We start from the raw sequence: 24991 nt of genomic DNA, 5'->3' as shown, positions 1-24991 counted from the left end.
GCGACCTCACATTTCGTCAAAAGCGCGTTGCCTTTCAAAGCACCTTCGAATCTGAAACGGGTCTAGGTGGTCCCAGAAGCGGGCTAAGCGCCCGGCGACCGCCAGGCTATGGGGCGCAACGGTGGGCTGGGTGGTCTAGGTGGTCCGTGTTTTGCGGCGAATTCAGGGGCGGACGGCGATGCGCATGCGAAGAAAAGGCCACGCGATTTAGCGAGCCGCAGTGCAATGCCGAATCCTATTACTAACTCAAGAAGTAATTAGACCACCTAGACCACCTAGACCATCACCTGGCGGCCAGAGCTTTCAACGGTCTAGGGTCGTCGTTTGTGGTCCAGGCCACCCCAGACCGAACGGTGAGGAAAACTCATCGTGCGCCTCGATGGCGACGTGAAAATGGTGACGTTTTTCGGGCTTGTAGTCATCGCGACCTCATCAGTAGTTTTCTACTCGCAGACCACACTGCGTACTCGGGGATACCGCCGTGCCGAAACTAAGCGTGCAACTCACCACCACTCTCGTCGCCGAATGGAACTTCACGCACAACGGCGACTTTGAACGCGCTTCCACCATGGCCCTGGCCACGATGCGCGAACAAGCGATCGTCGATGTTGACGACCTGCAGCGTCTGTTGGATCAGGTGCTCGAACCGTTCTCGTGCTCACCTATGGCCGGGGATGTTTCGTTCGCGTTCCTTCAGGCGCCCGCACCGGTGACCGCATGAGCCAGGCGATCTTCTACACGACCAAGGAGGTGGCCGCGATGTGGAAGGTTTCACCGCGCACCTTGGAGAACTGGAGGAACCTCCGTCAGGGACCGGCCTTCGTCAAGTTCGGGTCGCGCGTCCTGTACTCGTCCGAGGCGTTGGAGGAATTCGCCGCCCGCAACGCCATCGGGACGCAAGCCGCACCACCCTGATCCGCCCACCTCAGCCAGCTAACTACCGACCCCTCGCGTGCGCGTGCGCGCGAGGGGTTTTTTCATACCCGGCCGACGTAGAACACGCGGCTCGTGAGGCTCCGCCCAACCGCCATATATGCGGTAGGTCCTTCGAGTGGACGATTCTCGTTTTTCCCTTATCATATAGATGGTTACCGACTTCTACCCACCGTGACATTACGTTGCATAAGGCAACATAAGGCGACATTTCGTTACATGCCGAAGGCCCTGACCCCCAAACAGCAGAAGTTCGTAGCTGCTCTCGTCGCCGGCAAGACTGGTGTAGACGCGGCCATCGCTGCGGGGTACCCGGCGAAGTCGGCCAAGAATGCTGCCTACCAGCTCACACACGACAACCAGGCGGTTTGCGCGGAACTGGCACGCATCGCCGCGGCGCTGAGCCAGAAAGCGGACTACAACGCGCACAAGGCCGTTGCGGAGATCGACGGGAAAATCGTCGCAGCCGAAGGCGCAAAGCAGTTCGGCGCTGTGGCCAAATTCCTCGAATTGAAGATGCGCGCCTTTGGCCTCCTGCGCGACAAGCTGGACGTGAACGTCACCAGCCACATCGACATCGGTTCCGCCCTGGACGACGCACGCAGTCGTGCCCTTCAGCGACCCATGCGCGACCTACCCGTCGTGATCGATGCCGAATCTGTTGGCGCACATGCGCCGCAGCTCAACGGACCCATTGATTTGAAATCAACGGTCCGTCCGCGCGGCGACGACGGCGGCAGCTTTTTCGAGGCCGGCATGTATGACTGACCCGACTTGGCCAGGTCATGGGTCCCCTTTTCAGGAGGGTGGGGGTGCCGGCGTGGGGGTGGGGGCAGCCGCAGCCCGCGCGAGTTCCACCCAGGGGCAGCTAGAGACCGAATCTGAAAAATTTTTCTATAGCCATTTTCCAAAGGCGCCACCCCTCTCACAGGACCCATGACCATGCTGCAATCGATTTTCGGCGAAAAAAGCACCCCCGATGCCCTGCGCGCCAAGCTCGCCCAGCTGGAGTCGGAGGAGTCCGGCCTCGTGACGGCGTATCAGGAGGCGGCCCTCGCGGCGGTGGACGACACCACGAAGCAGCCGGCCGCCGACAAGGCGCACGCGGCCATGGTCGGACATCAGATGAACGTGGAACGCGCGCGTGCCGCGCTGAACGCCAGCACGCGTCGCGAGGAAGCCGCGCGGCGAGAATTGGAGGCCAGCACCGCCGCTGTCGCGTGGACCGGGTGCATTGAAGCGTCGAAGGCCCGGGAACCGGTGGCGGCTGCCTACGCCGCTGCACTGAAGAAGGCCGGCGAGTTGCACGCTCAGCTCCGCGCAGCCACGGCGAAGGTGTTTCAGGCCGTACCGCCCGGCTGGCCGACCCACCGGACCGATGGCTTCGGCATCGACGGCGGCTACATCAACACGCTGACCCTCAGCGAATATGAGCTGCATGGGCTCCCGGGCGGCAGCAATCCGTGGGGCCTGCAACTTTCTTCGTTCGCCGGCCGCTTCCCGGAATTTACGGCCCGCATCATGCAGGCCCGCGACGAGGCTCTGTTCGGCGCCTCGCACGCCACGGAGGACGCGGCATGAGCGAATCCACCGGCATGCCCGTCGGCGTCTCCGTGACGCTCAGCGCGGGCGCGGCAAACGCCCTCGGAGTGGAGCTCGCGCAGCAGAGCGGCACCGAGCACGTTCCCTACACCGAATCCGTGACCTTCGATGGCCGGCAGCCCGTCGACACGCCGAGCACCGGCGAGAATTCGACACAGGAGGCACCAGGTCCAGCAGAGGCGATCGACGCGAATCCGTACCGCACCGCGCAGGCAGCGGAGACCTTTGCAATCAGCGCTGGCGTGGACCCCGTTCTGGCCAAGTTCTACGGCGGCCGTATTCAGAAGGCCCTGTCGCAGCCGGCCATGACGCCCGAAGCGCAGCGCCAGTCGATGATGGAAACGCACCAGGCCATGATCGACCAGTTTGGCGATGAGGCCGATGGTTACATGGAGGTCGCCCGTCGCGAGGTGACCCTTCTGTCCCGCGACCACCCGAACCTGCGGGCCATCCTGGAACGTACCAACCTGGGCAACGACATGCACCTGATCAAGTCGCTGATCGGCCGGGCGGCCGAACGCGAAATGAAAGCCCGCGGGTTTCGCACCTGATGGCCTACGACACCCGCCCCAATGGCGAACGCGCCCGGCAGCTCGCTGAAGTGCCCGCCTCCCTCGTGCCGCTGGGTTACCAGCGCCTGGCCGTGAGCACGGTTGCAGCAAGCGGCCTGACGCCGCCCGCGGGAGCCCGCCTCGCGGCCCTCCAGGCCGAGAGCGCGAACATCCGCTTTCGCGATGCAGGCGGCGCGCCGACTGCAGCCTCGGGCATGCGTCTGCTCTCGAACGGGTCGATCTATGACTACGACAGCAACCTCTCCGCGATCCAGTTCATCGCGGAAGGTGCTGGCGCGTTCCTCAACGTCTCGTACTACGGCTAAGGAGCCGCGAATGACCGTCAACAGCACAGTGTCCACCGCTTCGTACACCGGGAACGGGACAACCTCGGCATTCCCTGTACCGTTCTATTTTCTTCTCGACACGGACCTGAAAGTAACGAAGAAATCCGTACTCACGGGCGCGTCGACGGTCCTGAATCTGAACTCCGATTACACGCTCATGGGCGCTGGCAACCAGGCGGGCGGCTCCCTACAGATGCTGGCGCCCCCGGCGGCGAACGATAAGCTCTTCATCGAGCGAAACATCCCCTTCGTCCAGCAGACGGCGTACCCGCCCAACGACCGGTTCCCGTCCGCCGCCCATGAGAAAGCGCTGGACCGCGACACGATGAGCCTGCAACAGCTGCAATCGCAGCTGGCACGCGCCCTCGTGTCCGACCCACTGGGCACAACCTATGACCTGAAGAACAACACGCTGGTCAACAGCGGTGCTGCCGTGAACGACGGCGACATCCCGACCCTCCAGCAGGTTCGCTCCCTGGTCGTCGGCGGCGCTGCTCCGATCCTCGTGGGGCCGTCCGGATCCAGCACCGTGGGCTTCATCCAGTCCGGCGTGAACGCGGTCGCTCGCACCGTGCAGGACAAAGCGCGTGAAACCTACAGCGTGAAAGACTTCGGCGCCAAGGGCGATGGCGCCACCGACGATGCGGCGGCCATCCAGGCTGCCATCAACGCCGCGATTCCTGCCGGCGCCAGCGTGTATTTCCCGAAAGGCCGATATCTCATCAACTCCACGGTGACTATCGACCTCACGGCCCATTCGTCGGAGGTCGACGGCAAGGGCCTGAACCTTTACGGCGCCGGATCGGGCAACACGGTAATCGTCAACGGCACGAATTACGTGGGGCTCGACGTGGTTGGCACCATGGCAACCGCGGCCCTCTATTCGTACTTCAAGGTCGTGGGTATCGCGATTACGAAGACGGGCGCCGGGACGGGCGACATCGGCATGCGCATCGCCAAGAGCTACGGCGTTTACTTCAACGATGTGGTTTTCCTCACCTGTAGCGTCGGGTTCACCTTCACCGACTGCGTGCTGATGACCCTCGTATCCAGTCACTTCCGCTTCTGCACGCGCGGGTTATTCGCCGCCGGACAGGTCGACCCCAGCGGTTCGACGCCAAACGCCATCACGCTGGTGGGTTGCATCTTCTATGGCCAGGTCGAGTATGCCGCCTGGTTCGAGAAGGGTTGCAACGTGGTCTTCGTTGGCGGATCGGTCGAGACGACAGCCGGCGGTGTCGGGGCCCAGCGCTTCGGCGTGAAAATCAACCTTGCCGGCGTGTACGGCCGCGCGGCATGCGCGTTTTACGGCACCTATTTCGAGCGCAATGGCAACACGGCCGATGTCTGGATGGTGAATGGCGACAACCCGTGTACCTACCTCTTTTCTGGTTGCACGTTCAATCGCCTGACGGCAGCAGAAATCTCCACCAACGCGCTGCTGCTTGAAACCAACGGGAACACGGCGGCTCGCGTGTACCTGACGGTGGAGGGGTGCGCATTCAGCCGCTACGGAACCTATACGCCGAACGCCGCCCGCCCGTACATCGCGACGACCGGCGCCACGCCCATCATCTTTCGCGACATCGGGAACATGTACACGGACAACCTCGAGCGTCCGGTGCAGCCGTCGTGCGACCCCCTGGCGCGTGTGCGCTTCGTTGGCTCAACGGGAGCGATCACGCGGCAGCAGAACGTCATTTCCGTATCTCGCGGCACGACGGGTCAGTACACCATCAACTTCCGCGACAGCAATACGTCCATCGGCGGTGGCCGCACGGTAAACATCACGACCGACATTGGTGGCTTCAATTGGGTTCTCAGTGAAACGGCCACGGCAGTGACCATTCAGTGCACGAACTCCGCGGGCACCAACACCGACCCGGGCTCCGTTTCCGTTGTGGTGTACGAGTAAAGGAAGAACATGATTAAGAACGCAGGGTTCGGCACGCGCTACGCCACTCTGGCGACCTCTTTGGAACAAGAGCTTGCCAGCTACGACGAATGGATCGACGAGGTGCGCAGTCAGCTGCGCGCAATCGGCCCTGGAGACGCCCCTAACGTGCGGGAGGTCCGCCAGCGTGGGGCGGATCTTCTCGCTGATCTCATGCGGGCGCGCGAGGCGATCGCCAAGGTGGCTTCTCATACCTTCGAAAAGCGAGCTCGCGCCAGCAACGTCGTTTACCTGCGGGGTCACGCATGAAGCCGCAATGCGAGCAGGTCGTCGAGCAGATCCTCGGCCGCAAGCCCAACAAGGGTGAGCTGGATTCGATCGAGACGCGCATTTTCTCGTCCATGCTGGAACTGCAGGCGAAGGATCCGGGCCGCTGGCGCCAGCTCTCCCGCGACCAGCGACTCCAGGAAGGGGCCAAGCTGGCACGCCAGAAGACCCTGGATGACATCACCCGCGCCCATGCGAACACGATCCGCGACATGGAAATCAAAGCCGGCCAGCACCGCCTGCTGGAGTCGTTTACGCCAGGCACGGCCAAGGGCCAGGGACAGCTCGCAGCCCTCCGACAACGCGCGATTTTCGATGCAGAGAACCGCGGCGGCGATCTCTCTGTCGAAATCAAGCGCAAGGCCATTTTTCGGGACTTCGCACGCCGTCTCGACGATGTGGGCGGCAAAGGAAAGTTCTGGGGGCTGGCGCAGGATCCGCTTGAACAGCGCGAGCTCGTGAAGGCCATTCGTAACGAGCCCACGGGCAAGCCGCAGGTGGATGCCGCTGGCGGCACCATCCGGCAGGTGCTGGACGAGGCATTGCAGAACATGCAGGACGCAGGCATCCATATCAACCGCCTGGACGACTGGCACACCCCTCAGCCGTGGGCGTGGGAAAAGATCGGCGCGGACCGCGAGCAGTTCGTGCGCGATGCATTGGATGCCATCGATCACGACCGGTATATCAAGCAGGACGGTACACCGATGACCGCCCCGGAGATCGAGCAGCTGGTCCGCAAGTCGGCCGAGACGCTGGGGACGAACGGCGCAAACAAGCGGGCTACCGGGGATGGCGGCGGGTTCGGTCATACCGTAGGGTCGTCGCGGAATGCGCCGCGTCAGCTCTTCTTCAAGGACGCCGATAGCTACACATCGATGATGGACAAGTACGGCTCCGCGAACAACGTCCACTCCATGCTGCTGCACCACCTCAACGGTGTGGCACGCGACATCGCAGCCGCGCGCTCGTTCGGTCGGGACGCGGATACGTTCTTCCCCCAGCTGCTGGAAAAGGCGTTCGCGAACGATGCTGCCGCCGCCGAAGGGACCACGCCCGAAAAGCGGGCCAGGGGTCTCGAAAAGCTCGAGCGGCTGAAGCGCCGGACCCTCAAGGAATGGCAGGCCATGCGCCAGCCCGACCACCCGGGCCCCACGCCCGGCTGGGTGAAGGTGTCCCAAGGCATTCGCGGCGTCGCAGGCTCCACCCTGCTCGGGTCTTCTGTCTTCGCCGCCATCCCCGACCTCCAGATGGCCGTGGGCTACGGCCGACTGTTGGGCCTGTCACGGTCGAAGATCCTTGGAAACGTTGCTACGGGTTTGAACCCCGGAAGCCGCAAAGCAGTGTCGCGACTCGGCATCGTGGTCGACGGCCTTGAGTCCGCCGCCAATCGCTTTGGCGGGGAGGAGTTGGGCCCTACGGGCATCAAATTCCTCAACCACGCGGTGCACGTGCTGTCGGGCCTGCGCATGTGGGATCGAGGGATGGCGCACGGTGTGAGCGCCAGCATCATGGACATGCTGGGCGACCACGTGAGCAAAACCGAATACGCGAGCCTCGACCGCGCAACGGCCGATTACCTCGCGAAGCGGGGAGTGACCGATGACGTGTGGAACACGTGGAAGCTGGCCGAGATCGACAAGGGTGAAAGCGGCAACCATACGATGCTGACTCCGGATGCGATCTACGACATCCCGGACGCCAAGTTGCGCCCGTTGGCCGAGCAGCGTACCGCCGGCATCAACAAGCAGTTCGAGGCTGATGCGGCAGCGCGCGATGAGCGCACCCAGCAGGAAATCGACTGGGTGAAAGGCCGGACGGACAAGTTCGACGCTCTTAAACAGAAGACAAAGGACACGCTCGACGCCATGAAGGCGCGCGCATCGGTGAAGGACGGCCATGCGCAGGGCGTGCTCGACGCACGGGCCGAGCAGGTACGTGCACAGGTCGCGCGCGCCGAGGTCCACACCGATATCGCGCGATACCTTTCCACGGCGGATACGCAGATCCGCGCCCGTGACTTCCTCGAAGCGGTGCAGGAAGGTGCAGATATCGAGCGGAGCGCCATCAAGCAGCGGACGCACCCGGACAACCGATCGGATTCCGTGGTCGAGAACTTCGCGGTGACGCCGGGTGTCGGCGAGAAGATGAACCGTCTCGTCCAGCGATACGGCCGTGGGGTCGCCGACAAGGCCGAAGCTCTCGGCCGTAAACAGGCCGCAGCCGAGGCCCGCATCGATGCGGCGCAGAAGTCCATCGACCTGGCTGCCAAAGAGCGGCAGGGCGCAATCGACGATAAATCCAAGGCGTTTGCACGTCGCCTGGACGACCACCTTACGGCGCTCAAGGAATTCAGCGCGCAGATGCAGCAGAACGCCGGAAAGCGGCGTGAGCTCAACGACGCGTTTCAGGATCGCTATGGCCAGGAGGTGGCCCGCGAGACCCGTAATCTCCGGGCGGAGGCGGCCCAGACCCTCATCGGCACGGCGCTGCACGACGTGCAGGTGGGCGCGCGCGGCGGCGCTGGCGGGAGCGTGGCGGACCAAGTCGGCCTTGGACTCGATCCCAGCAGCCGCGGCACGCTGTTCCACGAGCTTATGTCGTGGATCCTGTTCCTTAAGCAGACCCCGCTGGGCATTTTCAAAACCCACATGTTCGACGTGCCCAACGGCCTGGACGACTGGAAGTCCGCTTGGGCATACCGGGCGAAGTTCATGGCCGGCTCCGCGGCGCTGGGCGCCCTCGGGCTGGAGCTGAAGAACATCGCCAACGGGCAGGATGCTGAAGACTTGGCAACGCGCAAAGGCCTTGGCAAGATCCTCGTGGCGTCGGGCGGCCTGGGCATGTACGGCGATTTCTTCTTCGGCGACAAGGGCGACCACCAGAACGGTGCGCTGGCCAAGCTGCTGGGGCCAGGGGCGACGATGGCGGAGGACGCCATCAGCATCTTCCACAACGGCGTGAGCGCGGCGTCTGGCGCCGCTGGCGTCGACCCAGAGGATGGCGAGCCCACCGTGGCGCCCGATCAGTTTGGCGCGCAGGCCCTGCGCTTCGGTCGCAACTATGCGGCGCCGCTCACGCGCCTCTGGTACCTCAAGGCGGCGTTCAACCACATGGTCTACAACAACCTGATGGACAACCTGTCCCCGGGCTACCGTGACCGCGTGGAGCGCCGCATGGCGGAGCGGAATCAAACCACGTGGTGGGCGCCGACGCAGGACCTGCCGTCCCGCACGCCCGACCTTTACCCGGCGTTCGGCGGCCCGTAAAGGCTGCCAAACCCCACGCGCTCCCCTCGCGTGGGCCGGCCCCGTCAGCCTGTCATGGGTGCTGGCGGGGCCGTTTCTTCACCCACTCATCGACGGCGTGCAGCCGCCTTCTCGTCTGCGTATTGCACGACCGCAGCAAGCTGATCCTCGTGGTAGTAGCCTTGCTTCCAAGTCGGGTCGATAACGCCTTCGTCGATCGCGGCCGTGATATGCGGCAGCGCACGATCGAAGTTTGGTACGTGGATGCGCTGGATCATTTCCGACCAGGCGTCACGCATTGATTCCGGGGCATCCGATAGGGTCATCAGCAGATAGGACAGCCCCTCCGGACCAACGAACCGATCCAGGCAGAGGTCGCTGACGGTGAAGCGTCCGAATTTAAACGCTTCATCTTCGTCGTGCTGGCAGCGATGTTTACCTTTCAGCGGCGACGCAGGGAAGGCGTGAACCAGGCGAAGATCTTTCGCTTCTCGCACGGTTTCCCCTTCGCCCTTACGCGCGAACCGCGAAAGCCATTCGACCCATCCTTCTCCGGCCGAGTTGATCGAGTTGCCGCATGTATCGCACACCCACGGTCCCATAAAAGCCATCCTTACTTCTCCTCGGTCGTTATCCGGGCGGAGTGTAGCGCCCCACCGGTCGCACGGCTTAGGATCTGGATGCCCAGCGGTCACGCGCCGGACGACATGGAGAGCGACGGATGAATGGTTCATTTTTGCCGGACGACGACAAAGACACTGACCGAACGGCGTGGGCCATAAGCCTTGGGCTATTTACGGCGCTCGCTTCCGCCCTTTGCGGAGCCTCTTTCCTACTGGCGCGGCTTATCGACGCCGAAACGGCGGACCTGATCGTTGGGATTCCAGGGTTTTTCGCAGTATTCATCCTTATGCCGGTGCAGGCCTGGGCGAAACAACACCTGCTTACGCGGCGGTGCGTTCGCGGCGGCGGTCACTATCTGGTGCCGATCACACCCGGTTCCGCGCACGCGCAGTGCGGCTCATGTGGGCGGGTCGTTGCAGACGCTTTCGATCCAAGCACCCCGCCGCCTGTTGCCTGAGAGTTGACTCACTGGAAGAGAAAAAGGCCCGCATCACTGCAGGCCTTTGGTTTCACTGGTGCCGACACCCGGATTCGAACTGGGGACCTACCGCTTACAAGGCGGTTGCTCTACCAACTGAGCTATGCCGGCGAAGGCGGGGAGTTTATCAGAAGCAGCCGGTGGGGCGAGCCGTGGCGCCGGGGGCGCGGATGCCACGGCGGACCTCGTTGCTGGCGTCGTCGGGGACGACGACATCCAGCCACCAGACCGGCGTGGTTTCGGTGCGTTCGCTCATGCGGGCCGGGAAACCGGCGGCGATGACTTCGTCGCGGCGCTTGCGGGCGTTGGCCGGGTCGTGGAACAGGCCCAAGGCCACGGAGTTCTGCAGCTCGCCCTGGGCGGTGACCACGAAGTAATCCTTGATCCCTTTTGCCTCCAGCCGCTTGGCCTGGGCGAGGGCTTCGTCGCGCGTGGCCTGCGCGGGGAGGAAGACGCGCCAGCCGTGCGATTCGGTAGTCTGTTCCTGGCGCTGGCGGCTGCGCACCGTGCGTGCGGCCAGCGCGGTGCGCGTGGTGCGCAGGTCCACCTGGTTGGCGAACGGGCCGACGGCGAGGCATCGGTAGCTGCGCTTCGGGCTCGTCGGCACCGTGGCCGGCGGCGCGGGGGTTTCCGCGGCGACCTTTTCTGCCTCGCGCGGCGGTGCGGGCGGCGGCGTGGGCACCGGAGCCGGCGCCGTGGCGGCAGGGGCTACCGGGGTGGTCGGCGCAGGGACGACGGGTGCGGCCGTGGTCGCTGCAACGGGCGCCGCCGTGGCAGCCGCGACCGGCAGCTCGGTCAGCAGCTTCAACTCGGGCACGCCCTTGTCAGCCGTCTCCACCGCATGCGTGCCGCTCTCACCCAGCAGCAGCCAGGCGGCCACCGCGATGTTGAGGGCGATCAACAGTACGAACAGCAAACGCAGCAGCATGGTGGCCTTGGTCTTGTCAGTGGGCCTGCGCGCGTTCCCCTGTAAGAACCGGCAGCGAGGGGATTCTAAAAGATATCCGGGGCGTCGGCGTGCGTCCGGGCCCATACGGCGAGGCCACGAAGGACGGCGTCGGGCACGATGTTCACCTCGTGCTCGAGCAGGGGGGCGAGCAGCTCGGCATCACCCCCACCAAGGGTCACCGAGGGGGTGCCACCCAGCTGCGGAGCGGCGCGTCGAACGAAGCGATCGACCAGGGCGGCACTGGCCTGCCAGCAGCCGGAGGCGAGGCCGTCAGCGGTGTTGTCGGCGAGGTCGCGCACGGCACCCGCATGGGTGGGGCGGACCTGCACGGTGGCGCCAAGCACGGACTGCTGCATCAGCAGCGGGCCCGGGGCAATCCAGCCGCCCAGGTGCTGGCCGTCCGCGGCAAGCGCATCCAGCGTCAGCGCGGTGCCGACGCTGGCCAGCACGCATGGCGCCCTGCCCGCGTCGAAGGCATCGACCAGGGCGAGGAAACGATCGACACCGAGACGCTGCGGCTCGGCGTAAGCGTTGCGTACGCCACAGGCTTCGGCCGGCGTTCGCACCCACTGGGGAGTGCGATCGAAGGCGCTGCCGGCGGCGACGGCCACGGCGGTTTCGCGCGCACCGTCAACGACGGACGCACCCACCACGCGCTCAGGCCGCGGCCACGTCGCCCACAGCGTCGCCAGTTCGTGCGCGATGTCCGCATCCCAGCCGAACGCACCGCGATGGGTAAACGTCGCGCCATCGAGCAGCGCAAATTTCAGGCGTGTGTTGCCGAGGTCGAGCAACAGGATCATGGGCCACTCCTGCGCACGGAGACTTCAGCGCTATCGACGGTGACGGCCTCGCCATCGGCGCGGCGCACACGCAGGGCACCACGCTCGTCCACGCCTTCGCCCGTCGCGACGTATTCGCCGCGCGGATCGATGACGCGCAGCGACTCGCCCACCAGCAGGTCGCTCGCGGCGTATTCCTTCGCGAAGGCTGCAAAGCCCTGGCGCTCGAACGCACGCAGGCCGTCGGCCAGCGCACTGACGACGGCCGCGGCGACATGGTTGCGATCGGGCGGCTGCCCGCCGGTCAGTGCGGCAAGGTCGGTAATCGGCTGGCCGGCGCGCTCGTGCAGGCTATCCGGCAGACGGATGTTGAGGCCCACGCCGATCACCGCGGCGCAGGGGCCCGAGTACTCACCCGAAAGCTCCACCAGGATGCCGGCGAGCTTGGCGTTGCCGGCCATCACGTCGTTCGGCCACTTCAGGCCGGCGGTGCGGATGCCCACCTCGTCGAGCGCCCGCAGGATCATCACGCCCACCGCGAGCGACAGGCCGGACAGCGAGGCGAAGCCCCCGTCGAAGCGCTTGAGCACGGAGAGATAGAGATTCATGCCGGGCGGTGAGAGCCAGGTGCGCCCGCGCCGGCCGCGCCCCGCGGACTGGGCTTCGGCCAGCACGAAGGAGAGGTCGTCCAGCACCGGGTTGCGCCGGGCCAGCTCGCTGGAGGTGGAATCGATGTCCCAGTGGACCTCGAGCATGCCGATATGCGGCACGATCGCGGGCGGACACGCCGCGCGGATGGCCTTGGCCTCCAGCAGCTGGGTCGGCCATGGCAGGCGATAGCCGCCGCCCACCTTGGCTTCCACCGGCACGCCCTTCAGGCGCAGGGCTTCCATCTGTTTCCAGACAGCGGCGCGCGTGACGCCCGCCTGGCGGGCCAGGGAGGCGCCGGACACGGCGTCGCCGCCGGCAAGGGCTTCGAGGAGGTCGCGTGCAAGCATGAGTGCCGTCGGGCCGTCAGTCGGCCTGAGCCGGAAGTGGGGGAAACGGGGACATAGCGCGATTCTAGGACAGGCGGACGAATTTCGCCCGGGTCTGGCCCAAGCCGCCCCGGGCCCGACCAAGCGCACTGGCGCCTCCGGTAATTATCTGCGAGGATCGGTCTTCCCCCCGGTTTGTCCGAGGGTTTTGGGGTTTACCGATGAACGCCAGACCGTACATCCTCGGATGTCTGTGCCTCGTCGGTGCCACCGGCACCGCCGCCGCTTATGACATCGACCCGACCTCTGGCCTGCTCTCCATGAGCGGGGCGGTCTCGTCGTCGTCGTTCGAAGGCAGCGCCGGCCGTTCGCAGGGCAGCGCGCCCCACGACAACAGCAGCACCGGGGGCGACGTCATGTCCACCCGCCCGGGCAGCTCGTCCAGCCACGCCAGTGGCAGCTCAGCCTCGTCCGCCTCGCCCACCGTGGATGCCGACGACGCGAACCGGGACAGCTCCGCCCCCATCCGCGTGCCCGCCCCCAGCTGGCAGTCCCTGCTCCCGGGGTCGATGCTCTGATTTTTCGCGGTTGGCCGTCGTTCCTGGCGCGTTTCCGTGCCGCGGTGCCACCGATCGATGACACCCGCTGGAATCAGGCCGTCGCACGCGTGCCGTTGGCGCGCGCCCTTGACGCCCCGCGGCTGCATTACCTCCGCCAGCTCACCGCCCTGTTCCTGCACACCAAGCGCTTCCACGCGCTCGGTGGCGCGGAGCTCGATGATTTCTGGACGCTGGTCATCGCCATGCAGGCCAGCCTGCCCGCCCTCCCCCGCGGCCCGAAAGCCTTCAAGGGCTGGACGAATGTCCTGGTCTACCCCGGCGAGTTCAACGTGCGGCGCAGCCACCACGATGCGCGCAGTGGCGTGGTCACCGAGCGCGACGACACGCTGATCGGCGAGGCATGGGACCGCGGGCCGATGGTGCTCTCCCTGGCGGACGTGAAGCTGGACATTGAAGCGCCGTGGGATGGCTTCAACGTCGTCATCCACGAGATGGCCCACAAGCTGGACATGCTCGCCGCGCCCGCGAATGGCGTGCCGCCCCTGCTTTCCGGCATGAACCGGCGCGAATGGATCGCCACGATGCAGTCGGCGTTCGATCGCATCGTGAAGCAGGTGGAGCGTGGCCGCGAAACGATGATCGATCCGTACGCGGCCGAAGCGCCCGAGGAATATTTCGCCGTGACCAGCGAGCTGCACTTCTCGCAGCCGGCGTTGTTGCGCCAGGCCGAGCCGAAGGTGGCGCAGCTTCTTGCAGCGTTCTACGGGCCGTCGCCCGCCGCGTGACGGCGGTTAACCCGGCGGGATATTCACACGGAAGCGTGCGCCGCCGAGCTCCTCGGACTGGTCCACGTGCAGCGTGCCCTGGTAGGCCTTGATGATGTCCTGCACGATCGACAGGCCGATGCCGTGGCCCTGCACTTTTTCATCGCCACGCACGCCGCGCTGCAGGATCTTTTCGATCTTGTCGTCGGCGATGCCCGGGCCGTCGTCTTCCACGATCAGCTCCAGGCCGTTACGCCCGCTCTTGCCCTGGCGGGTGGCGCGCGCGGTCAGCAGGACGCGGTGCGAGGCCCACTTGAAGGCGTTCTCGACGAGGTTACCCATCAGCTCGAGCAGGTCACCCTGCTCGCCGGGGAAGGTCACGCCGTCTTCGAGCTCGAACTCGCACAGCACGTTCTTTGCGGCGTAGACCTTCTCCAGGCTCTGCACGAGGTCTTCCGCATGGCCGGCGATCGGCTCCTCGGCGGCAATGGTCCGCCGACCCGAGGTGGCGGCGCGCGAGAGCTGGTAGGCGACGATCTCATCCATCTTGCGCACCTGGTCGAGGATGTCGCCACGCAGGCTGCGCGCGTCACTGTCGGTTTCCAGCTGCGAACGGACCACCGCGAGCGGCGTCTTCAGGCTATGCGCCAGGTCGGCCAGCGTGTCGCGGTAACGCGAGCGTTGTTCGCGCTCGCTGTCGATGAAGGCATTGAGGCGCCGGGTAAGCACCGTCAGCTCGACCGGGTACGGCCCGTCGAGATGGTCGCGCGTGCCGCGTTCGATATGGGCCAGATCACTCGACACGCGACGCAGCGGCAACAGGCTCCAGCGCAGCAGGAACAGCTGCAGCAGCATGAGCATCATGCCGAGCATGGCCAGCCACAGAAACTGCGTGCGCCGGTACGTCGCCACCTGGCGCTCGAACTGGTCTTCGGTCTGCGCCACGGCGAAGGTCAGCGGCACGCTGCGCTTCTCGGTGCTGTCCAGCGTCACGCCATAGCTGAAGACGTAAAGCTTGCCGCTACGCGTTTCCACCGGTTCGAACGCGGTTTCGCCCGGCGAGAGCATGCGCACGAAGTCGAAGTCGCGCCCCATGGCGGAGGTCACCGCCGAGGACGATTCCCAGCGAAAGCCGTCGTTGCCGATGATGATCGCGTACAGCCCCGAATTGGGCCGGGAGAAATCCGGGTTCGGCTGGCTGTCAGGCGTGGTGACCTTGCCGCCACGGGTGATGTCCGTGCCGGTGATATAGGCGATGGCGTAGTTGTGCAGCCGGTCGTGCATGGCTGACAGCTCGGAGGCGTAGTTCGCCTTGTTCTGCGCCAGGCCGGTCAGGCCAAGGAAGGCCGCCAGCGCGAAGCCGGTGGCCAGCGCCGCGCGCGCGGCCAGCGACAAGGGTCGCCGTTTGATCGGTGAAGCGGTTTCCATGCTTCTTGCAGTGCCTCGGCGGCGTGGCATCGCGCCACGCCGCCACGGTGGGCTTAGTCTTCGTCCGCTTCGTTACGCGGGATGGCGAAACGATAGCCGCGGCCACGCACGGTTTCGATCGGCTTCAGCGCACTCTCCGGATCGAGCTTGCGGCGCAGGCGGCCGATGAAGACCTCCAGCACGTTGGAGTCGCGGTCGAAGTCCTGCTGGTAGATGTGCTCGGTGAGGTCGGCCTTGGAGACCAGCTCGCCCGCGTGCAGCATCAGGTATTCCAGCACTTTGTATTCGTAGCTGGTGAGGTCCACCTGGCGGCCTTCGACGGTGACCGTCTGGGCGGTGGTATCCAGCTTGATCGGGCCACAGGCCAGCACCGGCTTGGACCAGCCGCTGGCGCGACGCACCAGCGCATTGATGCGGGCCAGCAGTTCCTCGACGTGGAACGGCTTGACCAGGTAATCGTCGGCGCCGTGCTTCAGGCCCTCGACCTTGTCCTGCCAGCTACCGCGGGCAGTGAGGATCAGGATCGGGTAACGCTGGCCGTGCTCGCGCAGCGCCTTGACCAGGTCCATGCCCGACAGCTTGGGCAGGCCCAGGTCGATGATGGCGAGGTCGAACGGCACTTCGCGGCCAAGGTAGAGGCCTTCTTCGCCATCCTGGGCGGCATCGACGGCGAAACCGTCGCGCTTCAGGCGCGCGGCGAGGGTCTCGCGCAGCGGGGCCTCGTCCTCAACGAGCAGGATTCGCATTAATGTTTCTCCTTCGTGTCCCCGGCGCTGGCGTCCAGGGGCTTGGCGGTTTCGGTTCGAATAGGCACGACTTTTACGTGCCCATCAAGGGTGAGGACTTTGACCCGGTATTCGGTGATGCGCCCGCGCTCAACGAGGCGGGTATCCGCTGACAGCACTTTTCCCCCGGTATCTTTCTGCACCTTGGCAACCGCCTGCTCCAGCGTCAGCGACTGCTGAGCCAGGGCGGCGAAGGGCGTGCCAGCACAGAGGGCGGCAAAAATTAGCGGACGGAACGTGATTTTCATGTCTGGCGCGGTGGCATCCGGTCGGCCCGATCATGCCGAGCCGTGCCCCGCCCGAAGCTGAACGAAACTTAGGCCGCCCGGCGCAGGGGGGCCATGGCCGACGCGATGAGGCCCCAATCCGCTCCCGGCAGGTGGGCTCCTTCCGACAGCTGGCGGCGGAACCCGCGGGCCCCGGGCTCGCCCTGGAACAGGCCCAGGATGTGCCGGGTGATGTGCTTCAGCGCCGTGCCACGAGCCAGCTCGGCCTCGATATAGATACGCATCCGCTCCAGCACATCGGCCCGGTCCACCAGCGGGGCCCCGTACAGCGCCGTTTCCAGCTGGGCCAGCACGAAGGGGTCGTGGTAGGCCGCGCGGCCCAGCATCACGCCATCGACGTGGGCCAGGTGTTCCTGGACAGCCTCGACGGTGGTGATGCCACCGTTGATGACGATGGTGAGGTCGGGGAATTCCTGCTTCAGCCGGTAGACCCGACCGTAGTCCAGCGGCGGGATCTCCCGGTTTTCCTTCGGGCTGAGCCCTTCCAGCCAGGCCTTGCGGGCGTGGACCACGAGGATCTTCACCCCGGCCTGCACCATCACCTGGGTGAAATGCTGGAGGTCGGCGTATTCGTCCTGGTTGTCCACGCCAATGCGGCACTTCACCGTCACCGGCACGTCCACCACCTCGGCCATGGCCCGGACGCACTCGCCCACCAGCTCCGGCTCACGCATCAGGCAGGCGCCGAACTTGCCGGACTGGACCCGATCCGACGGGCAGCCGACATTGAGGTTGATCTCGTCATACCCCGCCCGGGCGCCGAGGATGGCCGCCTGGGCCAGCTCGTCCGGGTCGCTGCCGCCCAGCTGCAAGGCCACGGGGTGCTCCTCGTGGCTATGCTCCAGCAGGCGAATCTGCCCGCCACGCACCAGCGCGGCGCTGGTGACCATCTCGGTATAGAGACGGGCGTGCGGCGACAGCAGGCGGTGGAAGAAGCGGCAGTGCCTGTCCGTCCAGTCCATCATGGGGGCGACGGTGAGGCGGAAGGCGGAGGGGTCGGTGGGTTGCATGGGGGGTATTTTACCAATAACCCCTTGAAGGGGCGCGCTTGCGCCTCATGGCCCTCAGGGCGGACGAATAGAGCTGACGCTTCCAACGCTCCGACCAGCCTTCAAACGTGCGCTGCAGTCAGCGACGCGCTCTCGCCATCACCGTGACAAGAAACGCGGTTGACCATCCCAGCATGATGAGCCCGTTTATTCCCTCGATCGCGGCAACGAGGGCCCACTCCGGGCGGATATCGGCGTCACTGTAGCCAATGGCCGCGTAACTGATCGTGGAGAAATAAACCGCCGAGCGAAGGTTATCAACGGCGTCGATACCCAGGAAGGTGATCGCATAGACCCAAATCTCGGCACCATGAATCGCCATCAGTCCCAGCACCAGGACAACGGAAACCTCGATCCGCGCGACGGGAAGCGGCTGTTCGATGGACCCCGCTTTAAAGCCGACCAGGGAAACGGCCTTGCTTAATCCAAGGAGACCGATGGAATGTAGGAAAGTGGTAAATACAACGAGCCCGGTGGCTAGCAGAAGCTCACTAAACACGATTCCTCCAGCGATCGCGAGGCAGGATCAAACCGTACTCAGTGCAGCTCGCAGATGCCATTCGCTCGTCCTTTGCCAGTGTAAGAAACCAACGGCGTTCCGTCCGGATTAACTGACAAGGAAATAACGACGCCCGATGAAGCATCCCGCGCCTCGAAATAGTTGGCGCTGAAACGCTTCAGCTTGCCTTCGCGGCCGTTGACGAATATGGGTCCCCCCTTATCAGCGTGGACCTCAATTTTTCCGGGGCAAGTCGCATTGACCAGAGGAATGCCGCCAGCAGGAGCCGTGTCGTCCGAGACAGGCTGAGAGCGAGCAACACCGAGCTGAAGAGCCAGAGCCAACGCACTCAAAGCCACCATATGCCTCATCACGAAGCCTCCAAGCTAACTGCGTCTAACTACCCCCGGAATCCCGATAGACCCTTCCGCGTGGGCGAACCGTGAATTCCTACGCAAAGGGCATTTCCCGCGATGAATAAGGACCTTCGTCCTTTGGCGGATGCGCCATCCGTCACGAGAGCAGCTCGATCTCCGAGTCCAGTACGTCGGCTGCCCAGCGGACGCTTCGGTCGTCATTGAAGCAAACCACCATGCCCATGGGTTGGCCGTTCGGCCCCGTAAATCCCTGATCGAGCTCAACGATGTCGCCAATGACGGGCCAGGCTGCACCCTCGCCGGACGCGAAATCGACACGCTCCACGGGTATCTCAGCGATCAGCCGGGCCTTGATGGGCGACCCGCTCACCCCTTCGCTTCGTACATCCACCGCAGCGTGGCTTCCAGGCTAAATGCCGGCAGCTCCCCGATCCGCTGCCGCAGGCGGGCGTTATCGCCGCGGAGCGACTTGATCTCGTTGGCCCGGACGAACGCGGGGTTCACCCGCACTTCGATATCGCGACCGGCGATGCGGCGCATCATGTCGACCACCTCGTGAAGCGAGTGCTCCACGCCGGAGCAGACGTTGTAGGCCTGCCCCGTTCCGGGAGCGGCCAGCAGCCGGGCGTAGACGTCCGCCACGCAACGCACGTCGTAGAAGTCACGCGATACATCGGTATTACCGAGCTCGATGACGCTGGCTCCCTTCCGGAAGTGCGCCACGATCTTCGGGATCAGGAATTTTTCGTCCTGGCCGACGCCGGTGTAATTGAACGGGCGGACGAGGGTGAGCGGCAGGCGCTCGCTCCACAGCGAGGCCATCGCTTCCATCGCCATCTTGCTGACGGCGTAGTCGTTTTGCGGAGCGAAGGGCGCCGTCTCGTCGAGCACGCCGCCGACGTTGCCGTACACATTGGCGCTGCTCGCCAGCAGGACGTTTTCAGGCGGAACCGGAAGCGCCGCCAGCGCCTCGAGCAGGTTCCGGGTTCCGACGATGTTGACCTTGTAGATCTCTTCCGCATCGCCGTGCGCCACGAACGAGATGGCGGCAAGGTGCACGACGAAGTGCGGGGCGATGCGCGAGACGGCGTCCTGCAGCGTCGAGCGATCGAGCAGGTTTACTGGCGCGCCATCCGCACCGTTGCCCAGGTCGTGCACGTCGCAGCCGGCTTCGGTGAGCACGCGAATCACATGCTGCCCGGTGAACCCGAGCGCCCCGGTGACGAGGACGCGCTTGCCGGCGAGGTTAGAAGGAGACGCCACGTGCGTTCCTCGTGAGGTCGGCATCCACCATCATCTGGCAAAGCTGCTCCAGCGTGGTCTGCGGCTTCCAGCCAAGGATGCGTTCCGCCTTGGCCGCATTGCCGATCAGCAGATCGACTTCGGCCGGGCGATGGAACCGCGGATTCACACGCATGACGGTCTTGCCGCTGGCGGTATCGACCGCGATCTCTTCGAGATCCTTGTGGCGGAATTCGACGTCGATACCAGCACCCTTGAAGGCCATCCGCACGAAGTCACGGACGGTCTCCGTGCGGTTCGTGGCGAGGACGAAGGTATCCGCCACCTCGGCCTGCAGCATGCGCCACATGCCTTCGACGTATTCCCGTGCAAAACCCCAGTCGCGCTTCGCATCGAGGTTACCCAGTTCGAGCACGTCGAGCTGGCCGAGCTTGATCTTGGCCACGGCGTCGGTGATCTTGCGCGTCACGAACTCACGGCCGCGCAGCGGGCTTTCGTGATTGAACAGGATGCCGCTGGACGCGAACATGTCGTAGCTTTCGCGATAGTTCACCGTCATCCAGTGCGCGTAGAGCTTGGCGACACCGTAGGGGCTGCGCGGATAGAACGGCGTGTCTTCGGTCTGCGGCATCGCCTGCACCTTGCCGAACATCTCCGAGGTCGATGCCTGGTAGAAGCGGATCGAGGTGTCGATCAGGCGAATGGCTTCCAGGAAGTGCAGCGCGCCCACGCCGGTGATCTGGGCCGTGGTGGCGGGCTGTTCGAAGCTCACACCCACGAAGCTCTGCGCTGCGAGGTTGTAGATCTCCTGGGGGCGAACCCGGGCCACTAGCGCAAAGGTCGCGCCCTGGTCGGTGACGTCGTGCTCCACGAGGCGAAGATTGGGGTGCGTCGCGACGCCCAGCTCTTCCATGCGCCAGAAGTTCACCGAACTGGTGCGGCGGAAGGTGCCGTACACCTCATAGCCCTTTTCCAGAAGCAATTGCGCGAGGTATGCCCCGTCCTGGCCGCTGATACCGGTAACAATGGCTTTCTTCATGGGGCTTCCTGGAGTTCATCGGAACGGACGATAACCGCCGATTCTACGGCAATCCGGAAAACGGCACGGCCGAACGGCGCTTACTTGAACGTCGCCAGCCACTGCAGCACGGCCCGCGACAGTTCCGTCCGTTGATCGGAATAGGCGTGGTCGGTGGGCAGGTGCAGCGTGGTCACCTGGGTATCGCCAGCTTTCTTCAGGCCCTCGGCGAACGCGTTGTCCGCGGGGGCCAGTCCGTCATCGGAGGTAATGACGAACACCGGACGCCCCTTGAGTGCGGCGACCTTCGACGGGAACACCCACCCCGCGCCACGGTCGGACAATTCCTGCGCCAGGCTTTCCGGCGTGCAGCCCGCCAGCGGCGCCATGCCTTCCTTGGCGAGGCCGGCGGCCATTTTCTTCACACCCTCCGCATTCGACCCCTGCCCCTGGACCTGCACCAGGGCGCCCGCCATGTCGGCGCCGGAGATCATGGCGATGCCCTTGATGGCGGGGTCCGCCGAGGCGGCCTGCACGGCCATGAAGCCGCCCATGCTGTGGCCGACGAGGACGATCTTCGACGGATCGAGCCGCAGCCGCTTCGCGTTGTCGGGGTTGCGCAGATAGGCCAGGGCCGAGGCGACATCCTCGATGCCGTGCGAGAACGAGAAGTCCCCTGAAGAACCCCACGACCCGCGGTAATTGAAGTACACGACGTTCCACCCGGCGCGGCGCATGTCCTGCGCCAGGTCGAGGTTGCGCTCGTTACCCGGGAATCCGTGGAGCAGGATCACCGTCGGGTGCGGCTGGGCGCCAGCGGCGACATAGACAAGGGCGTTCATCATCGAGCCATGGCTCGGGATCTGCATCGTCTCCATCGACGCCCTGGCCTCAGCAGCCTGGGCGTGGACAACGGGAAATGCCAGGCACAGCGCTACGCACAGTGCGTAGCGCGCGGTTTTCGCACGAACCTTCATATTGCCCCCTTGGATATCACTGGCCCGCAGGCGGTTCCCAGAGTTCGACCTTATTGCCTTCCGGGTCGATGACCCAGCCAAACTTGCCGTATTCGGAGTCGTCGACCTTGTCGAGCACGTTGCAGCCTTCGTCGCGCAGGGCCTTGACCAGCGCGTGCAGGTCGTCGACCCGGTAATTGATCATGAAGGGGGCGCTGCCCGGCTCGAACTGGGCTTCCTTCTCGGACGAGGAAACGGACCAGACCGTGGTGCCGCCGACCGGCTTGCCGTCGCCGTCGGCCCAGGAAAAGGCCGTACCGCCCCAGGCCTGCACATCGATACCCAGGTGCTTTTTGTACCAGGCCTGCAACGCCGCGGCGTCCCTGGCCTTGAAGAAGATGCCGCCAATTCCGGTGACTCGTTTCATGGAACCTCCGACGCTAGGGGCCCAGAAGGCCTGGGGTGAGAGCACGGTACATCGAGATGCCTACGGTAGCATTGCCGCTCGGCCCTCGACGCCTTGGTCGACGGGCATCCTGGGCATGCTGTTCACGCCTCCCCCGTCGAAGGTCGCAAGGCGTTAGCCGCCGTGTCGCGCAGCGCGCGGCCGATGTCTTCCAGGGTGCGCGAGTGCACGCTCACGCATTGCCAGTAAAGCGGGACGTCCATCGTGCGGCCCTCGTCTACGAAGATGACCTCGCCTGCCGCGCGCGCCGCGCGGACCAGCAGGTCGGGTGCGAGGCACCAGCCGAGCCCGAGGCCCGCGGCTTCCACGAAGCCGGTGGAGGTCGGCAAGTAGTGCACGGGAGGCGCCAGTTGCGCGCGGGTAATGCGCCGGACGTAACGCGCCTGCAGGTCGTCCTTGCGGTTGAACACGATCATCGGCGCACGGGCGAGGGAGGCCGCATCCATGCCCTGCGGGAAATACCGGCGGGCAAAACCGGGCGACGCGATGGCGTGGTAACGCATACGCCCCAGTGGGTACACGTTGCAGCCCTGGAGTGCCTTGCGCTCCGAGGTGATGGCACCCAGCACCGCACCCTCGCGCAGGTGCCCGAGCGTGTGATCCTGGTCGTCCACGCGCACGTCGAAGAAATAGCCGTGCCGCTCGTGAAGCGTCGCCAGCGCCGGGAGCACCCAGGTGTGCAGCGAGTCGTCATTGACCGCGATGCCGATGGGACGGGACTGCGACCGCCGCACCTCCTCGGGAAGGAAATCGGCCATGGCCTCCACTTCCAGGGCCTGCATGGGTCGCAGGCGTAGCAACAGCCGCTGGCCGGCGTCGGTCGGTTTGCACGGGGCCTGGCGCAACACCAGCACCTGGCCGAGCCGGTCCTCCAGCGCCTTGATCCGCTGGGAGACGGCGGAGGGCGTCACCGACAGGCGGCGCGCGGCGGCCTCGAAGCTGCCTTCCTCGATGATGGCGGCAAAGGCGGAAAGCTGCGGGTGGAGGAGGTCCATGGATGGAGATTAGCAATTCTTATGGCCGCCAAGATCATTTAGTTTGTCTAAGCCCGCCCGCCCCGTCACCATGGCGCATCCCTCCGCTGGACCCCTCCAATGATTCTCACCACAGCCGCTGCCGGCTTCGCCGCCAGTGCCGGCCTCATCATGGCCATTGGCGCCCAGAACGCGTTCGTCCTCAGGCAAGGCCTGCAGCAGATGCACGTCGGCGTCGTCGTGGCCATTTGCGCGACGAGCGACCTGGCCCTGATCCTCCTCGGCGTCGGCGGCATGGGCGCGCTGGTCGAGCATGCGCCGTGGCTGCTCCAGGCCTTGCGCGTGGGTGGCGCGGCCTTTCTGGGCGCGTATGCGCTCATGGCAGGCTGGCGTGCGTGGCGGGGCACCAGCGGCCTGTCGGTCGGCGATGGCCGCCAGCACGCCTGGTACAAGGCCGCCCTCGCCTGCCTCGCGTTTACCTTCCTCAATCCGCACGTCTACCTGGACACGATGATCCTGCTCGGCAGCCTATCCACGGCGTATGCCGGTTCCCTGCGCTGGGTGTTCGCGGCCGGCGCCTGCGCGGCCAGCATCACGTGGTTCCTGGCGCTGGGCTACGGCGCGCGGTTGCTGACGCCGGTGTTTCGCAACCCCACCGCGTGGCGCGTCATGGATGCATCGATCGCGCTTTTCATGCTGGCGCTGTGCATCACGCTGCTGGTGCGGCCGTTTTCCTAGGCTCGATAGGTTGGTGCAATAGGATGCGCGAGCACCTTGCTGTAATCAGGCTCTCCTGATGCGTTTTTTGTAGGAAGACCGGCCATGAAACACCTGCGACCCTTTGCCCGCGTTGCCATCGCGCTTGCCGCCTTGGCGGCCCTGCCCGCCGCGGCGAGTTCGCTGCCACCGCTGGACGGTGCCACCGGCTGGCTCAATGGCAAGGCGCTTTCGCCGGCGGACCTGCGCGGCAAGGTCGTGGTGGTCAACTTCTGGACGTACTCGTGCATCAACTCCCTCCGCCAGGTGCCCTACGTGCGCGCGTGGGCGCAGAAGTACAAAGGCCAGGGCCTCGTCGTTATCGGCGTCCATTCCCCGGAATTTGGCTTTGAGCGCGATCCGGCCAACGTGAAGTGGGCCATCCGGGATTACGGCGTGGACTACCCGGTCGCCATCGACAGCCATCACGGCGTATGGAACGCGTTCAACAACGAATACTGGCCTGCGCTGTATTTCTTCGACGCCAAGGGCGTGATGCGCCACGCGGAGTTTGGCGAGGGGAACTACGACAAGTCCGAGCTGCTGATCCGGCAGCTGCTGGCCGAAGCGGGCAACGCGCCCGCTGAAGGCCCGCTGGTCGCAGCGACGGGCACCGGCGCCGAAGCTCCCGCCGACGAACGCGACGAGCGATCACCCGAAACGTACACCGGCTACGCGCGGACCGAAAACTTCGCCTCGCCGGGCGACATCGTGCGCGACCGCACCCACGCTTATGAGATTCCCGGCAACCTGACGCTCAACCAGTGGGCTCTAGCAGGCCACTGGACGGTCGGCCGGGAAAGCGCCGTATCGGACATACCCGGCGGCAAGATCGCTTACCGCTTCCACGCCCGCGACCTGCACTTCGTGCTCGGCCCGTCGCTTTCTGGCACGCCCGTGCACTTCCGCATCACCATCGATGGCAAGCCACCCGGCGCCGCCCATGGCACGGACGTGGACAGCGACGGCCGCGGCGTGATCGACGAGCCGCGCATGTACCAGCTGATCCGCCAGCCCCTGCCGATTGCCGACCACGTCTTTGAAATCGAACTCATCGACGCGGGCGCGCAGGCGTATTCCTTCACCTTCGGCTAGCGGGGCGGGTCGGTGGCGTGGTT

General features: G+C 65.2%; 30 protein-coding genes and 1 tRNA gene. 13 read left to right on the top strand and 18 right to left on the bottom strand.

Going from position 1 to position 24991, the window contains the following annotated elements; genetic code table 11:
• Window positions 1–496 precede the first annotated feature (496 nt).
• From FIV34_RS04125 to FIV34_RS04095, 8 genes are all read left to right on the top strand, one after another.
• A complete protein-coding gene (locus FIV34_RS04125; protein ID WP_139979949.1) occupies window positions 497–721 on the top strand; it encodes a hypothetical protein in 225 nt (74 codons plus the stop codon).
• Window positions 718–915, top strand: coding sequence for a helix-turn-helix domain-containing protein (locus FIV34_RS04120; RefSeq protein ID WP_139979947.1), 198 nt, complete (start codon window positions 718–720; stop codon window positions 913–915). The genes FIV34_RS04125 and FIV34_RS04120 overlap by 4 nt, the downstream gene beginning before the upstream one ends.
• Before the next feature lie 237 nt (window positions 916–1152).
• On the top strand, window positions 1153–1701 hold the full coding sequence (locus FIV34_RS04115; protein WP_139979945.1) for a terminase small subunit: 549 nt from the start codon (window positions 1153–1155) through the stop codon (window positions 1699–1701).
• 174 nt (window positions 1702–1875) lie between these two features.
• Entirely contained in the window at window positions 1876–2514 is a 639-nt protein-coding gene (locus FIV34_RS04110; protein ID WP_139979943.1) for a hypothetical protein, read from the top strand.
• Window positions 2511–3086: a hypothetical protein gene (locus FIV34_RS04105; RefSeq protein WP_139979941.1), complete on the top strand. Its 576-nt coding sequence runs from the start codon at window positions 2511–2513 to the stop codon at window positions 3084–3086. The genes FIV34_RS04110 and FIV34_RS04105 overlap by 4 nt, the downstream gene beginning before the upstream one ends.
• Window positions 3086–3412: a hypothetical protein gene (locus FIV34_RS20900; RefSeq protein ID WP_170207511.1), complete on the top strand. Its 327-nt coding sequence runs from the start codon at window positions 3086–3088 to the stop codon at window positions 3410–3412. Before FIV34_RS04105 ends, FIV34_RS20900 begins: the two co-directional genes overlap by 1 nt.
• Window positions 3375–5348 (top strand): glycosyl hydrolase family 28-related protein, encoded by a 1974-nt coding sequence (locus FIV34_RS04100; RefSeq protein WP_170207510.1) that lies wholly within the window; start codon window positions 3375–3377, stop codon window positions 5346–5348. The genes FIV34_RS20900 and FIV34_RS04100 overlap by 38 nt, the downstream gene beginning before the upstream one ends.
• A gap of 9 nt (window positions 5349–5357) precedes the next feature.
• Window positions 5358–5636, top strand: a complete 279-nt coding sequence (locus FIV34_RS04095; RefSeq protein ID WP_139979937.1) for a hypothetical protein — start codon at window positions 5358–5360, stop codon at window positions 5634–5636.
• On the opposite strand, the gene FIV34_RS04090 is transcribed toward FIV34_RS04095, so the two are convergent.
• On the bottom strand, window positions 5627–5848 hold the full coding sequence (locus tag FIV34_RS04090) for a hypothetical protein (RefSeq protein WP_139979935.1): 222 nt from the start codon (window positions 5846–5848) through the stop codon (window positions 5627–5629). The two genes, FIV34_RS04095 and FIV34_RS04090, sit on opposite strands and share 10 nt — an antisense overlap.
• Window positions 5849–5866: 18 nt before the next feature.
• On the opposite strand from FIV34_RS04090, the gene FIV34_RS04085 reads away from it, so the two are divergent.
• Window positions 5867–8923 carry a hypothetical protein gene (locus tag FIV34_RS04085; RefSeq protein WP_139979933.1) on the top strand — a complete coding sequence of 1019 codons (3057 nt, stop codon included), beginning with the start codon at window positions 5867–5869 and terminating at the stop codon, window positions 8921–8923.
• Window positions 8924–9009: 86 nt separating this feature from the next.
• Here the strand turns inward: FIV34_RS04085 and FIV34_RS04080 are convergent, their stop codons facing one another.
• The 5 genes from FIV34_RS04080 to FIV34_RS04060 all read right to left on the bottom strand — a co-directional run bounded on the left by FIV34_RS04080 (window position 9010) and on the right by FIV34_RS04060 (window position 12733).
• Window positions 9010–9513 carry a hypothetical protein gene (locus tag FIV34_RS04080; protein ID WP_139979931.1) on the bottom strand — a complete coding sequence of 168 codons (504 nt, stop codon included), beginning with the start codon at window positions 9511–9513 and terminating at the stop codon, window positions 9010–9012.
• Window positions 9514–10039: 526 nt separating this feature from the next.
• A tRNA-Thr gene (locus FIV34_RS04075) sits at window positions 10040–10115 on the bottom strand.
• 16 nt (window positions 10116–10131) lie between these two features.
• The gene (locus FIV34_RS04070; protein ID WP_139979928.1) at window positions 10132–10932 is read right to left on the bottom strand and encodes an SPOR domain-containing protein; all 801 of its coding nucleotides are present in this window, start codon (window positions 10930–10932) and stop codon (window positions 10132–10134) included.
• 65 nt (window positions 10933–10997) lie between these two features.
• A complete protein-coding gene (locus FIV34_RS04065; RefSeq protein WP_139979926.1) occupies window positions 10998–11756 on the bottom strand; it encodes a type III pantothenate kinase in 759 nt (252 codons plus the stop codon).
• Entirely contained in the window at window positions 11753–12733 is a 981-nt protein-coding gene (locus FIV34_RS04060) for a biotin--[acetyl-CoA-carboxylase] ligase (RefSeq protein WP_139979924.1), read from the bottom strand. The genes FIV34_RS04065 and FIV34_RS04060 overlap by 4 nt, the downstream gene beginning before the upstream one ends.
• 200 nt (window positions 12734–12933) lie before the next feature.
• Between FIV34_RS04060 and FIV34_RS04055 the strand changes: the two genes are divergently transcribed.
• A complete protein-coding gene (locus tag FIV34_RS04055) occupies window positions 12934–13290 on the top strand; it encodes a hypothetical protein (RefSeq protein ID WP_139979922.1) in 357 nt (118 codons plus the stop codon).
• 44 nt (window positions 13291–13334) lie between these two features.
• Window positions 13335–14057 (top strand): M90 family metallopeptidase, encoded by a 723-nt coding sequence (locus tag FIV34_RS04050; RefSeq protein ID WP_246058744.1) that lies wholly within the window; start codon window positions 13335–13337, stop codon window positions 14055–14057.
• Window positions 14058–14063: 6 nt separating this feature from the next.
• Here FIV34_RS04050 and FIV34_RS04045 read toward each other — a convergent pair whose 3' ends face one another.
• The 12 genes from FIV34_RS04045 to FIV34_RS03990 form a co-directional block, all read right to left on the bottom strand.
• Window positions 14064–15464 carry an ATP-binding protein gene (locus FIV34_RS04045; protein ID WP_246058743.1) on the bottom strand — a complete coding sequence of 467 codons (1401 nt, stop codon included), beginning with the start codon at window positions 15462–15464 and terminating at the stop codon, window positions 14064–14066.
• 53 nt (window positions 15465–15517) lie between these two features.
• A complete protein-coding gene (locus tag FIV34_RS04040; RefSeq protein WP_036115892.1) occupies window positions 15518–16210 on the bottom strand; it encodes a response regulator transcription factor in 693 nt (230 codons plus the stop codon).
• A complete protein-coding gene (locus FIV34_RS04035; protein ID WP_139979916.1) occupies window positions 16210–16497 on the bottom strand; it encodes a PepSY domain-containing protein in 288 nt (95 codons plus the stop codon). Before FIV34_RS04035 ends, FIV34_RS04040 begins: the two co-directional genes overlap by 1 nt.
• A gap of 68 nt (window positions 16498–16565) precedes the next feature.
• A complete protein-coding gene (gene dusA / locus FIV34_RS04030; RefSeq protein WP_139979914.1) occupies window positions 16566–17546 on the bottom strand; it encodes a tRNA dihydrouridine(20/20a) synthase DusA in 981 nt (326 codons plus the stop codon).
• Window positions 17547–17664: 118 nt separating this feature from the next.
• Entirely contained in the window at window positions 17665–18084 is a 420-nt protein-coding gene (locus FIV34_RS04025) for an ion channel (RefSeq protein WP_139979912.1), read from the bottom strand.
• A 38-nt stretch (window positions 18085–18122) separates the two neighbouring features.
• Window positions 18123–18455, bottom strand: a complete 333-nt coding sequence (locus FIV34_RS04020) for a hypothetical protein (RefSeq protein WP_211352708.1) — start codon at window positions 18453–18455, stop codon at window positions 18123–18125.
• 142 nt (window positions 18456–18597) lie between these two features.
• Window positions 18598–18831 (bottom strand): hypothetical protein, encoded by a 234-nt coding sequence (locus tag FIV34_RS04015; RefSeq protein ID WP_139979910.1) that lies wholly within the window; start codon window positions 18829–18831, stop codon window positions 18598–18600.
• Window positions 18828–19724 (bottom strand): NAD-dependent epimerase/dehydratase family protein, encoded by an 897-nt coding sequence (locus FIV34_RS04010; protein ID WP_139979908.1) that lies wholly within the window; start codon window positions 19722–19724, stop codon window positions 18828–18830. The genes FIV34_RS04015 and FIV34_RS04010 overlap by 4 nt, the downstream gene beginning before the upstream one ends.
• The gene (gmd, locus tag FIV34_RS04005; protein WP_139979906.1) at window positions 19708–20742 is read right to left on the bottom strand and encodes a GDP-mannose 4,6-dehydratase; all 1035 of its coding nucleotides are present in this window, start codon (window positions 20740–20742) and stop codon (window positions 19708–19710) included. Before gmd ends, FIV34_RS04010 begins: the two co-directional genes overlap by 17 nt.
• A gap of 80 nt (window positions 20743–20822) precedes the next feature.
• Window positions 20823–21698 carry an alpha/beta hydrolase family protein gene (locus FIV34_RS04000; protein ID WP_139979904.1) on the bottom strand — a complete coding sequence of 292 codons (876 nt, stop codon included), beginning with the start codon at window positions 21696–21698 and terminating at the stop codon, window positions 20823–20825.
• A 16-nt stretch (window positions 21699–21714) separates the two neighbouring features.
• On the bottom strand, window positions 21715–22104 hold the full coding sequence (locus FIV34_RS03995; protein ID WP_139979902.1) for a VOC family protein: 390 nt from the start codon (window positions 22102–22104) through the stop codon (window positions 21715–21717).
• A 122-nt stretch (window positions 22105–22226) separates the two neighbouring features.
• Entirely contained in the window at window positions 22227–23138 is a 912-nt protein-coding gene (locus FIV34_RS03990; RefSeq protein ID WP_139979900.1) for a LysR family transcriptional regulator ArgP, read from the bottom strand.
• 99 nt (window positions 23139–23237) lie between these two features.
• Between FIV34_RS03990 and FIV34_RS03985 the strand changes: the two genes are divergently transcribed.
• The gene (locus FIV34_RS03985) at window positions 23238–23855 is read left to right on the top strand and encodes a LysE/ArgO family amino acid transporter (RefSeq protein ID WP_139979898.1); all 618 of its coding nucleotides are present in this window, start codon (window positions 23238–23240) and stop codon (window positions 23853–23855) included.
• 84 nt (window positions 23856–23939) lie between these two features.
• Window positions 23940–24968: a redoxin domain-containing protein gene (locus FIV34_RS03980; protein WP_139979896.1), complete on the top strand. Its 1029-nt coding sequence runs from the start codon at window positions 23940–23942 to the stop codon at window positions 24966–24968.
• The last annotated feature ends 23 nt before the right edge of the window (window positions 24969–24991 follow it).

The organism is Luteibacter pinisoli (genome assembly GCF_006385595.1).
GTDB lineage: Bacteria > Pseudomonadota > Gammaproteobacteria > Xanthomonadales > Rhodanobacteraceae > Luteibacter > Luteibacter pinisoli.
This window is presented reverse-complemented; position numbering and strand designations above follow the sequence as displayed.

What these genes read in the sequence shown, in the direction of transcription:
- FIV34_RS04035 (WP_139979916.1), bottom strand. Translation starts at nt 16,497, where the DNA reads ATGAAAATCACGTTCCGTCCGCTAATTTTTGCCGCCCTCTGTGCTGGC.
- FIV34_RS04055 (WP_139979922.1), top strand. Translation starts at nt 12,934, where the DNA reads ATGAACGCCAGACCGTACATCCTCGGATGTCTGTGCCTCGTCGGTGCC.
- FIV34_RS03995 (WP_139979902.1), bottom strand. Translation starts at nt 22,104, where the DNA reads ATGAAACGAGTCACCGGAATTGGCGGCATCTTCTTCAAGGCCAGGGAC.
- FIV34_RS03980 (WP_139979896.1), top strand. Translation starts at nt 23,940, where the DNA reads ATGAAACACCTGCGACCCTTTGCCCGCGTTGCCATCGCGCTTGCCGCC.
- FIV34_RS04115 (WP_139979945.1), top strand. Translation starts at nt 1,153, where the DNA reads ATGCCGAAGGCCCTGACCCCCAAACAGCAGAAGTTCGTAGCTGCTCTC.
- FIV34_RS04020 (WP_211352708.1), bottom strand. Translation starts at nt 18,455, where the DNA reads ATGAGGCATATGGTGGCTTTGAGTGCGTTGGCTCTGGCTCTTCAGCTC.
- FIV34_RS04070 (WP_139979928.1), bottom strand. Translation starts at nt 10,932, where the DNA reads ATGCTGCTGCGTTTGCTGTTCGTACTGTTGATCGCCCTCAACATCGCG.
- FIV34_RS04090 (WP_139979935.1), bottom strand. Translation starts at nt 5,848, where the DNA reads ATGGGCGCGGGTGATGTCATCCAGGGTCTTCTGGCGTGCCAGCTTGGC.
- FIV34_RS04040 (WP_036115892.1), bottom strand. Translation starts at nt 16,210, where the DNA reads ATGCGAATCCTGCTCGTTGAGGACGAGGCCCCGCTGCGCGAGACCCTC.
- FIV34_RS04000 (WP_139979904.1), bottom strand. Translation starts at nt 21,698, where the DNA reads ATGAAGGTTCGTGCGAAAACCGCGCGCTACGCACTGTGCGTAGCGCTG.
- FIV34_RS04080 (WP_139979931.1), bottom strand. Translation starts at nt 9,513, where the DNA reads ATGGCTTTTATGGGACCGTGGGTGTGCGATACATGCGGCAACTCGATC.
- FIV34_RS04110 (WP_139979943.1), top strand. Translation starts at nt 1,876, where the DNA reads ATGCTGCAATCGATTTTCGGCGAAAAAAGCACCCCCGATGCCCTGCGC.
- gmd (WP_139979906.1), bottom strand. Translation starts at nt 20,742, where the DNA reads ATGAAGAAAGCCATTGTTACCGGTATCAGCGGCCAGGACGGGGCATAC.
- FIV34_RS04085 (WP_139979933.1), top strand. Translation starts at nt 5,867, where the DNA reads ATGGAAATCAAAGCCGGCCAGCACCGCCTGCTGGAGTCGTTTACGCCA.
- FIV34_RS20900 (WP_170207511.1), top strand. Translation starts at nt 3,086, where the DNA reads ATGGCCTACGACACCCGCCCCAATGGCGAACGCGCCCGGCAGCTCGCT.
- FIV34_RS04045 (WP_246058743.1), bottom strand. Translation starts at nt 15,464, where the DNA reads ATGGAAACCGCTTCACCGATCAAACGGCGACCCTTGTCGCTGGCCGCG.
- FIV34_RS04120 (WP_139979947.1), top strand. Translation starts at nt 718, where the DNA reads ATGAGCCAGGCGATCTTCTACACGACCAAGGAGGTGGCCGCGATGTGG.
- FIV34_RS04095 (WP_139979937.1), top strand. Translation starts at nt 5,358, where the DNA reads ATGATTAAGAACGCAGGGTTCGGCACGCGCTACGCCACTCTGGCGACC.
- FIV34_RS04060 (WP_139979924.1), bottom strand. Translation starts at nt 12,733, where the DNA reads ATGCTTGCACGCGACCTCCTCGAAGCCCTTGCCGGCGGCGACGCCGTG.
- dusA (WP_139979914.1), bottom strand. Translation starts at nt 17,546, where the DNA reads ATGCAACCCACCGACCCCTCCGCCTTCCGCCTCACCGTCGCCCCCATG.
- FIV34_RS03990 (WP_139979900.1), bottom strand. Translation starts at nt 23,138, where the DNA reads ATGGACCTCCTCCACCCGCAGCTTTCCGCCTTTGCCGCCATCATCGAG.
- FIV34_RS04105 (WP_139979941.1), top strand. Translation starts at nt 2,511, where the DNA reads ATGAGCGAATCCACCGGCATGCCCGTCGGCGTCTCCGTGACGCTCAGC.
- FIV34_RS03985 (WP_139979898.1), top strand. Translation starts at nt 23,238, where the DNA reads ATGATTCTCACCACAGCCGCTGCCGGCTTCGCCGCCAGTGCCGGCCTC.
- FIV34_RS04065 (WP_139979926.1), bottom strand. Translation starts at nt 11,756, where the DNA reads ATGATCCTGTTGCTCGACCTCGGCAACACACGCCTGAAATTTGCGCTG.